Below are 7,809 nucleotides of genomic sequence, written 5' to 3' on the forward strand. Positions count from 1 at the left end.
TGAGTCTTGAGTTCTGAGTCAGATCACCCAAAACCAAAACGTTCCACTCTGTTTATTATTCAAGAAAAATGTTGAGTACAGAAGCATGGCCTGATGTAACTCAGGACTCAAAACTCACGACTCAGAACTTTTTTTACAGGCTTGCCGTCTCTACTTTCACCTCGTTCTCAGTGTACTTAGAAGGGCACTTCAGCAGGATCTTGTCTGCCACAAAGGTAGCGCCCTGCATGTTGCCGGTGATGACCACCTGCTCAGAGCGGTCAAAATCCTGCGGTTTGGGGCTGTAGTACACTACCTGCTGCTCTACCCTGTTGGTATCTACCAGCACAAAAGAGAAGTAGTTGGGGTCCAGCACCGGGTCATATTTCATGCCCACAATATGGCCTTTGGCATCTTTTTTCAAGCGGCCTACCACGTGCACCTTGGTGTTGTCGCCTTCCTGGGCGCGGGCTTTGGCCTCATTGAACGGAACATAGACACTGGCATCTGAGGCGGTGGACATGATAATGGCAATGGCCACGGCAATCACCAAAATCCCAATAATGTGTATTCTTTTCATCTTGTAATAAGTATGATGGCTTTCGCCGATGATGGAACAATGCTTCTTTACTTTTAAATCCGCTTTGCGCACCTATTTTTCTACCTAAGTAGAAATTCTTCTCCTGTTTTGGGGCTGTTTCTAGAAAAACAGGCCAAAAACAGAAATTATTGCTTTAACTGCCGCTCCAGGTTCCCAATCTTCTTATCCAGGCTGATCAGGTAGAACAGCACCCCCAGCAGCACCGTCACCAGCACCGCCACCACAATGTAGATTTTACCGTCACGGCGCATGACATCAGCCATTTCTGGGGAAGAGGCGTTTGGCGCCTGCGCGGAAAACTCTACCGTGTTGGTTTCCTGCGGCTGTGCCTGAGCAGGGGTTGAGAAAGCGGCCACCCACGTGAGGAGCAGCACCAGAATCCATTTATGCATTTTCATAGAACCGTTGCTTTAGTACTTCTAAGCGGGTGCGTAAGGTCACCACCCAAACCCCCAGCAGGGTCCAGCCTATCACGGCCGGATAAAACACGGCCCGAAGGCGGCTGTCCAGGTCATAGGAGTTGAAACCGGGGTTGCCGCCGTTGCCCGGGTGCAGCGAGTCTGTGAGGCGCGGCAAGATAAACAACAGCGGGATCAAGGCCGCAAAGGCAAACACATTGTACACGGCACTGATGCGCGCGCGCTGCTGGTGGTCCTGAAAAGAGCCCCGCAAAATGAGATAGGCGAAGTAGATCAGCAGCCCAATGGCAGAGGCGTTCTGCTTAGGGTCATTGCTCCAGAATTCGCCCCACGTGAAACGTGCCCACTCCATGCCGGTCACAATACCCAGCACGCCAAACAGAATGCCCACTTTGGCGGCCTCTACCGCCACAATATCATTCTTAAGCAGCGGGTTGCGCAGGTATTTAATAGAGTACACCACTGACACCAGCAAGATCAGGATCATGCCAAACCACATGGGCACGTGGAAGTACAGGTTCCGGATGGTTTCATTCAGAATGGCGAGGCGTGGCACCTCACTCAGCAACCCCACCACCACTGTGTACAGCAGCAAGGCAACGGTCAGCCATTTCCACCAGCTTAGTTTCATTCCTTTTCTATTTATTCAGAAGTCTATTTACAAGACTTTATTTCCAGTAAAACTACTTTCTGCCCTGTTGAACAGAGCGCCTCAGCCCCCTTCTCTACTCCTTACCAACGCACAACCTGGGCTTTGCTTGCCTTAGCTGCGCCACAAATATGGGAACAGAATGTAAGACACCGTCACCACAATCATATTGATGGCCAGCAGTACCAGCCCTTCGTCCAGGCTTAGAGACCGGTCCAGGCCGTCAATGGCGTTTTTAGACATCTTCATGAGCATGAGCAGCATGGGCACCATCACCGGAAAACTCAGTACCGCCATCAGTGTTCCTGTGTTGGCGGTTTTGGCCGCAATGCCTGAGATCATGGTCAGCGACGCGGCAAACCCCAGCGCGCCCAGCAGAATGGTGAGCAGAAACATGGGCACATCCTGCACCGGGTTCCCAATCACCACCGCATAAAACCCGAAGCACAACACCGCCAGCACCAGCATGAGTGCCGCATTGTACAGCATCTTGGCCACAATCACCCCCTGCGGACTCACCACACTATAATAATAGAGCAGCCGCCCGCGGCTTTCCTGCGCAAAGCCTTTGGCAATAGCGTTCACCGCTGTAAACAGCAGAATGATCCAGTACAGGGCGTTCCACACCGGCACCTCCAGGGCCCCAAACCGGAGGCTGAAACTCAAATAGCAGATGAACACCGTGCTACCTACGTACAGGAGCATGCCGTTAAACGCATACTTCTGCCGCCACTCCAGCACAAAGTCTTTCTGCATTAAATATGTTACCTCTTTGAGCAGCACGGTCTAAATTTTGGGCAAAGGTACAACACAAATGATTGCAGGGAGATGATTTTACTCATGAATCAACATGACATGGGGCCGTTTTCGGCTTACTTTTAGGAAATCAGGCCAAAAACAGCTTTTAAAAAGGTCACAGCCAAGGGGCAGGCAGGCTGTTAACATTCAGGTAATATTTCAGCTTTCAGCTTAACAATAGATTAATAACGGGTTAATCATGGGGTAAAGTGGTCGCTCTAGTTTTGCAGCGAGACTAAAAGTTACCAAATGAAATCGTTACTACTCACCCTCTCCCTTCTTCTCACTGCGGGCTTTACCTATGCCCAACAAGGCACCCTGGCAGGGAAAGTTAAGGACAAAAAAACCGGCGAACCTATTATTGGGGCCGTTGTCTTCATCACAGGAACCGGAACGGCGGCAAACACAGACATTGACGGCAGCTTCAACTTAAAGACCCAGCCAGGCATGTATAAAATCACCGTTTCTTACGTTTCTTACAAGCAGGCCACCTATGAGAACATCAAAGTGGAGCCGGGCAAAACTACCACGGTAGATTTTGAGATAGAAGAAACGGCCAGCACCAGCCTCAATGCGGTGACCATTGTGGGCACCCGGCAGACGAACACAGACATTGCACTCATTAATGAGTTAAAGCAGAGTGAAGTAGTGGTAAGTGGGGTTTCTGGGGAGCAGATTGCCAAATCGCTTGACCGGGACGCCGCCGAGACCGTGAAACGGATTCCGGGCGTGACCATCATGAATGACCGCTACATTGTGATCAGGGGAATGAACGAGCGCTACAACACGGTGATGTTGAATGACGCCCTCACCCCAAGCACTGAACCAGACAGCCGCGCCTTCTCCTTTGATGTGTTACCTACCAGCGTGATTGACCGCATCTTGATCTACAAGAACGGGTCTCCTGAGCTTCCGGGCGATTTTGGGGGAGGGGTCATCAAGGTGTATACAAAAAACTTCGCAGATGAGAACACCACCAGTATTGGCATCTCTGCTTCTTACCGCGGCAATACCACCTTTGGCAACTTCCTTTCAGCGCCAGGCAGCAATACAGATTTCTTAGGCTTTGATAACGGTGACCGTGCCCTCCCTTCCAGCTTTCAAGGAAACATTAACCAGAAACAACCTGAGCAGTTAACTGAGATGGGCCGCCAGCTGCCGAACACCTGGACAGGAGACCCAGGCAAGGCGCTTCCAGACATGCGGTTTTCTGTAGGCATGACCCGTGTGCTGGATGTGAAAGATATCCGGTTCAGTAATGTGACTGCCATTTCTTACAGCAATACCCGCCTGTTCACCTCAGGAACCCGTGTCAAATATCTTGACTTTGATGAGTCTGCCGGGAAAAGCCCTTTAAACTTCAGTTATATAGATGAGACCTCAACTCAAAACAGCCGCCTTGGCATTCTGCATAACTGGACTGCCCGTTTGAACAACCGCAACAGAATTGAATTCAGCAACTTATTCAACCAGCTGGTTCTAATTCAATTCTTTACAGAAGAGGTTTTGAATACGCAAATGGGCTAGAGCAACAAAACTACGCTCTGCGGTATGAAAGCCGCTCCATCTATGCCGGCCAGCTGCAGGGAACCCATGAGATTAACAATTTGAAGACAACCGTTACCTGGATTGGCGGTTACTCTTATACAAACCGCAATGAGCCTGACTACCGCCGCCTGCGCACCCAGCGTGACATTGGCACAAATGACAAGTTTGCAGTAGCCTATAAGCAGACACCCTCCCTGGCAGATGCCGGCCGTTTCTACTCAGACTTGAATGAACATACCTATACCGCTTCTGCACAGATTGAGCATAAGTTCAACCCGGCTGACTCACTTTCAGAAAACGCCCCCAAAATCAGAGCAGGCTTCTATGTTGAGAAGAAAAACCGCGACTTTGACGCGCGCTTCCTTTCTTACCGGCCTTCTAACACCAACACGTTTGACAACAATCTCATTTACCTTCCATTAAATGAGGTGTTTGCTGAACAGAACATCAACCCTACCACTGGCTGGTCAATTGTAGAGGGCACAAACCCAACAGATTCTTACACGGCTTCTAATATGCTCATAGCCGGATACGTGGGGGGGGCAATGCCTATAACTGAGCAACTCTCAATTTCTGGAGGCGCCCGTCTGGAGTACAACAACCAAAACCTGGAAAGCCTTAACGCCCTCAGCAAAGTATATACGTTTGAAGACAAGGTATTACGGGTATTGCCGTCTGCCAACATGACCTTTGAGTTTAACAAACGGTCTATGCTACGGGCTGGCGCCAGCATTACCCTTAACCGCCCTCAATTCAGGGAGGTGGCCCCTTTCAGCTACTACAACTTCATTACTTTGTTTGAAGAGTCTGGGGCACCCTTGAAAACCTCCACCATTTATAATGCTGATCTGCGGTACGAGTTCTACCCATCACAGACAGAACTTTTATCAGTGGGTGTTTTTGGGAAGTACTTCATCAACCCTATTGAGAAATACTTTGAGGTCACCAACATGGGCAACTCGCTGACCTATACCAACACTCCCAGCGCCACTACTTACGGGGTTGAACTTGAGGCCCGCAAGTCTCTTACCGGCCTCACAGCCTCTCCTTTCTTAGACCGCTTTTCTATCCTGTTAAACGCTTCATTGATCAAAAGTGACGTGAAGCTTTCTGAAGAAGCTGCTGTTGGGCTAAAGAATACCTCCCGCCCCATGATGGGTCAGTCACCCTACGTGGTAAATGCGGGTCTGTATTATCAGGATTCAGACCGCCAGTTGCAAGTCAACCTCCTTTACAACGTGGTAGGCCAGCGTGTATGGGCTGTAGGCTCTTATGCCAACCCCACCATCTATGAAATGCCTCGCAACATTCTTGACCTCTCAGTAACCAAGGGCTTAGGAAAGCATTTTGAACTGAAGGCCGGTATTCAGGACATCCTGAACCAGAAGGTTCGCTTGATCCAGGATTCAAATGAAGATTCTAAGATCACAGGCATTGACGAGACTGTGCAAGACTTTAAGAGAGGCTCTTACTCTACCCTTGGCATCACTTACAAATTCTAACCACAATACCCATTTAACTAAAACGAAAACAAATGAAAAAATTACAACAGCTCGCTCTCCTTTTTGCAGTGATGTTCGTTGGCTACGCCTGCGGGGATGATGACAACGGTGGCGAGACCACTCCAAAAGAACAATTCACCGTAACAGAAGCGAACGGTGTAGCTACAATTGAAGGCTCAACAGATGAGAACGTAACCTTCTCCTCAAATAAGAAATATCTGCTGAAAGGCTTTGTCTACGTAAAAGCTGGGGCCACGCTTACCATTCAGCCTGGTACGGTGATCAAAGGGGACAAAGTATCAATGGGAACGTTGATCATTGAACGCGGTGCCAAAATAATGGCTCAGGGTACAGCGCAGAACCCAATTGTCTTTACCTCCAACCAAGCTAAGGGAAACCGCAACCCCGGTGACTGGGGCGGCATCATCATCTTAGGAGCAGCACCCATTAACCTGCCAAGTGAGAAGGCAAAAATTGAAGGCGGTGTGAACCGTCCTTATGGTGGCACTAACGCCGCTGACAACTCTGGCGTGCTGAGCTATGTGCGCATTGAGTTCCCTGGTATTGCTTTCCAACCAGACAATGAGATTAACGGCCTGACCCTTGGAGGGGTAGGCAACGGCACACAAATTGACCACATCCAGGTCTCTTTCTGCGGTGATGACTCTTATGAGATGTTTGGAGGTACCGTAAACGCGAAATACCTGATTGCTTATAAGACGGTAGATGATATGTTTGACACAGACAATGGCTACTCTGGAAACATGCAGTACCTGTTAGGTATCTCTGACCCAGCTTCAGCAGATGCCTCTGGCTCTAACGGCTTTGAGTCTGATGGAGACGCAGACGGCACAGACAACACCCCAAAAACCTCTGCCGTGTTTTCTAATGTAAGCTTGTTTGGCCCACTGGCCACGGCCAACACCACTGTAAATACCAACTTCAAGAGAGCAATGCACATTAGAAGAAACAGCAACATCTCTGTTTATAATTCTCTCTTTGCAGGCTGGCCGGTTGGTCTCTTATTAGACGGCACCAAAACGCAGGCAAATGCAACCGCCGGCACCCTCAAAATCCAAAATACAGTTATCTCAGGAGTACCAGCCGGCAAAGCACTGACAGTTGAGTCAGGTGGAACCTATGACGTAGCCACCTGGTTTAACGCAACTGCCAAAGCAAATCAAGTTATTGCAGACAACGCTACCTTGGGCATCTCAGGTTCTTTCAACCAGACAACCCGTCCTAATTTCTCAATTGGTACGCAACTGCAGACAGGCGCTTCCTTCACAGGCATGCCAAGCTTCTTTACTACTACGGGCACATACATTGGCGCCTTCGCAAGCGGTCAGGACTGGACAGCCGGATGGGCCAACTTTGACCCTAAAAACACTGACTACTAATCTGTCTAAAGAAAAGGTTGGCCATCAATATGGGTGAGAAATAAAGATGACCAATTACTTTGCCCATGACTTAGTCTCTCATGGGCAGGGGGCCCGCCAGCAATGGCGGGCTTTTTCATTTTCCTGTTACCACCACCAGAGGGAACCCTATAACCAGCTTAAAAGAGTTTCTGTTTTGGGGCTGTTTTCAGAAAAACAGCCCCAAAACAGAAAAAACCTGCTACTGTTCACCTGCGGATTGGGCGCCCTGGCATCTGTCCATGGCAGTATGGGGCTCTATTTTGCAACCTCCCTCACATGGCAAATCCTGTAAAACACAAAGGGCACCCATACGGGTGCCCTAAGGTTCATCCAAACTATAAACTCATTATTGCATTACTGCCTCTTGTTTCTGGGTAGCCATCTTGAACTCAAGATATGCCGCCTTTTGATCAGCCCTTAGCAACTTTAACAGACTGTCTTCAAACCTGATGTCAATGTCTGCCACGTACAAGGCCAAATCATCACTGGCTACCACTGCTTCTGCCTCTCTCAACTCCATTTCCCGCACCTTCTCCAGATTCTTGATCCTGATGAACTGCATCTCTGTCAACTTTAGCGAGTTGAAAAACTGCTGCGACAGGATAGTGGTATTCCCTTTTGCCCCCGGACGATCCTTTGCCATAGAGGTGCCGGCAACAGAAAGTGTCAAGAGGAGAGCAAGGGTAAAGTTTTTCATGATTCAGATAGTTCTTGCGGGGTTTGTGATTCAAAGGTAGACGGAAGAGTGATCCTGTACAGAAACTTTAGACCAGCCCCGGTTTCTACAGGTTAAAGGCTTAAAAACGCAGTCTAATAATTTACAGCGCCACCAAACAGGTCAAAGTCACGGTGAATAGATTTTCTGTTTTGGGCTGTTTGGCAAACTAGCCCA

8 protein-coding genes are annotated in these 7,809 nt (G+C 49.1%); 3 read left to right on the plus strand and 5 right to left on the minus strand.

The window, feature by feature from the left end:
* Positions 1 to 133: 133 nt before the first annotated feature.
* The 4 genes from A8O25_RS18205 to A8O25_RS18220 form a co-directional block, all read right to left on the minus strand.
* Positions 134 to 559, minus strand: coding sequence for a cytochrome c maturation protein CcmE domain-containing protein (locus tag A8O25_RS18205; RefSeq protein ID WP_066837948.1), 426 nt, complete (start codon positions 557 to 559; stop codon positions 134 to 136).
* Positions 560 to 705: 146 nt separating this feature from the next.
* Positions 706 to 978: a CcmD family protein gene (locus A8O25_RS18210; protein WP_241499083.1), complete on the minus strand. Its 273-nt coding sequence runs from the start codon at positions 976 to 978 to the stop codon at positions 706 to 708.
* Positions 965 to 1,630 carry a cytochrome c biogenesis protein CcsA gene (gene ccsA / locus A8O25_RS18215; protein WP_066837932.1) on the minus strand — a complete coding sequence of 222 codons (666 nt, stop codon included), beginning with the start codon at positions 1,628 to 1,630 and terminating at the stop codon, positions 965 to 967. The genes A8O25_RS18210 and ccsA overlap by 14 nt, the downstream gene beginning before the upstream one ends.
* A 132-nt stretch (positions 1,631 to 1,762) precedes the next feature.
* A complete protein-coding gene (locus A8O25_RS18220) occupies positions 1,763 to 2,404 on the minus strand; it encodes a heme exporter protein CcmB (protein ID WP_066837952.1) in 642 nt (213 codons plus the stop codon).
* A 291-nt stretch (positions 2,405 to 2,695) separates the two neighbouring features.
* Here A8O25_RS18220 and A8O25_RS22755 point away from each other — a divergent pair, with 291 nt between their 5' ends.
* From A8O25_RS22755 to A8O25_RS18230, 3 genes are all read left to right on the plus strand, one after another.
* Positions 2,696 to 3,973, plus strand: a complete 1,278-nt coding sequence (locus tag A8O25_RS22755; protein WP_082893745.1) for a TonB-dependent receptor — start codon at positions 2,696 to 2,698, stop codon at positions 3,971 to 3,973.
* A gap of 80 nt (positions 3,974 to 4,053) precedes the next feature.
* A complete protein-coding gene (locus A8O25_RS22760; RefSeq protein WP_082893746.1) occupies positions 4,054 to 5,496 on the plus strand; it encodes a TonB-dependent receptor domain-containing protein in 1,443 nt (480 codons plus the stop codon).
* A gap of 32 nt (positions 5,497 to 5,528) precedes the next feature.
* The gene (locus A8O25_RS18230) at positions 5,529 to 6,896 is read left to right on the plus strand and encodes a hypothetical protein (protein WP_066837935.1); all 1,368 of its coding nucleotides are present in this window, start codon (positions 5,529 to 5,531) and stop codon (positions 6,894 to 6,896) included.
* 367 nt (positions 6,897 to 7,263) lie between these two features.
* On the opposite strand, the gene A8O25_RS18240 is transcribed toward A8O25_RS18230, so the two are convergent.
* Positions 7,264 to 7,614, minus strand: a complete 351-nt coding sequence (locus A8O25_RS18240) for a hypothetical protein (protein ID WP_066837943.1) — start codon at positions 7,612 to 7,614, stop codon at positions 7,264 to 7,266.
* Positions 7,615 to 7,809 lie beyond the last annotated feature (195 nt).

The organism is Rufibacter ruber, from assembly GCF_001647275.1.
GTDB classification, from domain to species: Bacteria; Bacteroidota; Bacteroidia; order Cytophagales; family Hymenobacteraceae; genus Nibribacter; species Nibribacter ruber_C.

Excerpts from the sequence above, each read along its gene's own strand:
- A8O25_RS18205 (WP_066837948.1), bottom strand. The coding sequence starts at position 559 with ATGAAAAGAATACACATTATTGGGATTTTGGTGATTGCCGTGGCCATT.
- A8O25_RS18210 (WP_241499083.1), bottom strand. The coding sequence starts at position 978 with ATGAAAATGCATAAATGGATTCTGGTGCTGCTCCTCACGTGGGTGGCC.
- ccsA (WP_066837932.1), bottom strand. The coding sequence starts at position 1,630 with ATGAAACTAAGCTGGTGGAAATGGCTGACCGTTGCCTTGCTGCTGTAC.
- A8O25_RS18220 (WP_066837952.1), bottom strand. The coding sequence starts at position 2,404 with ATGCAGAAAGACTTTGTGCTGGAGTGGCGGCAGAAGTATGCGTTTAAC.
- A8O25_RS22755 (WP_082893745.1), top strand. The coding sequence starts at position 2,696 with ATGAAATCGTTACTACTCACCCTCTCCCTTCTTCTCACTGCGGGCTTT.
- A8O25_RS18230 (WP_066837935.1), top strand. The coding sequence starts at position 5,529 with ATGAAAAAATTACAACAGCTCGCTCTCCTTTTTGCAGTGATGTTCGTT.
- A8O25_RS18240 (WP_066837943.1), bottom strand. The coding sequence starts at position 7,614 with ATGAAAAACTTTACCCTTGCTCTCCTCTTGACACTTTCTGTTGCCGGC.